The 1,674-nt window shown below is 41.4% G+C and carries 3 protein-coding genes; all 3 read left to right on the top strand.

Features of this window, described 5'->3' with window-relative positions:
- A partial coding sequence (locus H9S92_RS00130) for an RHS repeat-associated core domain-containing protein (protein ID WP_246463558.1) occupies positions 1-833 on the top strand: 833 nt, incomplete at its 5' end.
- Between the two features lie 3 nt (positions 834-836).
- Positions 837-1,250 (top strand): hypothetical protein, encoded by a 414-nt coding sequence (locus H9S92_RS00125; protein ID WP_187464703.1) that lies wholly within the window; start codon positions 837-839, stop codon positions 1,248-1,250.
- Positions 1,251-1,492: 242 nt separating this feature from the next.
- Positions 1,493-1,674, top strand: a 182-nt coding sequence (locus tag H9S92_RS00120) for a hypothetical protein (protein WP_187464702.1), incomplete at its 3' end; no start/stop codon positions are given.

Raw genomic sequence — 1,674 nt, 5'->3', positions numbered from 1 at the left:
TCCGCACCAGCCCCACGGGCGCAGTGACCGTACAGTCGGTGCTGGATTACTACCCCTTCGGGATGGTCAATGCAGACCGGAGTTCCGGGGCTGGAACGTATGCTTATAAGTTTAATGGGATCGAGCGGGTGGATGAGCTGGGCCTGGACATGGCGGTCTTTCGAAACTACGACCCTGCGGTAGGTCGATGGATGCAAGTTGACCCGAAGGCGGAAAAATATTACAATATGAGTCCGTACAATGGGATGGGGAATAATCCTATTATGTATAGCGATCAGATGGGGGATACTATCAGAATAAATGGAAGTGAAGAATTTAGAATAAATACTTTGAATGATTTAGCATTAATTGAAAACTCTTCTGATGCTGGGGCGGAATTACTGAATTTTCTTCGGGCAACTCCTGAGGATATTACTATTTCAGAGGTAGAGCCTGCTGGAATTGTAGAATCAGTTCTTGGAGGTGGAAAAAATGCTGCAACTATAAAAAAATCAAGTACTAAACGAGATTTAAAATCTGGTGAAGTAAGTATTTCTTATTCGCAGTTAGATGGAATCGAAATTGATGGAGTTATATCTCAGCCGGATGAAACCTTAAATCATGAACTAGTTCACGCACAAGATTTCATTAAAAAGACAGTAGATAATGATCCTTCAATTAAAGGTAAAGGCCCAGGAGTTGCTAAGGGGCTATTTGAGGCTAGAGCTGTTCAACAAACTAATTCTTACAGGAAGGCAAAGAATCCCAACGCAACAATTAGGCAATACTATGGAGGTAAACAAGTTGTAACACCTCAAAACGAAATTATTCCAGGAGTCGAAATATGGTTTTAAGTTATGAAAAAAATATTTTATCTATTTACTTCTTTTAGCTTCATTCTATTATTCTTTGAGAGTATTAGACATTCTAAGCTATTTTGGTATTTGGGTTTGGTGACCGAAAAAATCCATGTTCTTTCATATCCCATAAATCCATTGACGAGATTGGTAATGCATGCATTTGTTATAAGTGCTGCAGGCATGTATATTATTCTTTTTAAGAGACCAAAAATTGCTTCGTGGATGTCTTTTATCGCTAATATAATATTTTTATTGCTTGTTTTAGATGGTGGAATATTATTATATTTAACTAATGGATTAATAATTACTCATAGTCAAATTAGTATTTTTTTAACCGTCATTTTATCAATTTCTTTGGGGCTTCAATTCGAAGATATTAAATTGAAGAAAGATTTTGATGAGATGAGTTAAACTAAGTTTTCTAGCGAGTAATAAATAGGGATCTCGTTCCGTTTTACTTTGAATCCCCCCTCAATAACCTAAGCTACACATACGATCCTACCCAGCACAACCGTTTAACATCCATAACTGAGTACGGCGAGACCACCCTAGGCTTTAAAACCTACGCCGGTAGTCAAACGATAACCTACAATGACCGGGGCAGCATCGTAGCCTACCCGAGCCTGCGCATTACCTCCCAAACCTACAATCACTTGAACCTCCCCACCGCCATCGTCAATCCCCAAGGCACCCACAGCATCGTCTATGGCGCGGGGGGTAGTAAGCTGACCCAGACCCCAGCGGGCGGTGCCCCCCGGCGCGACTATTTCGGCGAGATCGAGTATAGCAACCAACAAGCCACGGCCATCTACCACGAGGAAGGGCGCGCGCTGAA

Source organism: Neolewinella lacunae, from assembly GCF_014349155.1.
In the GTDB taxonomy this organism is placed as follows: Bacteria; Bacteroidota; Bacteroidia; order Chitinophagales; family Saprospiraceae; genus Neolewinella; species Neolewinella lacunae.
The sequence above is the reverse complement of the archived record's forward strand: the minus strand, read 5'-3'. Positions and strand labels throughout refer to the sequence as shown.

Excerpts from the sequence above, each read along its gene's own strand:
- H9S92_RS00125 (WP_187464703.1), top strand. The coding sequence starts at position 837 with ATGAAAAAAATATTTTATCTATTTACTTCTTTTAGCTTCATTCTATTA.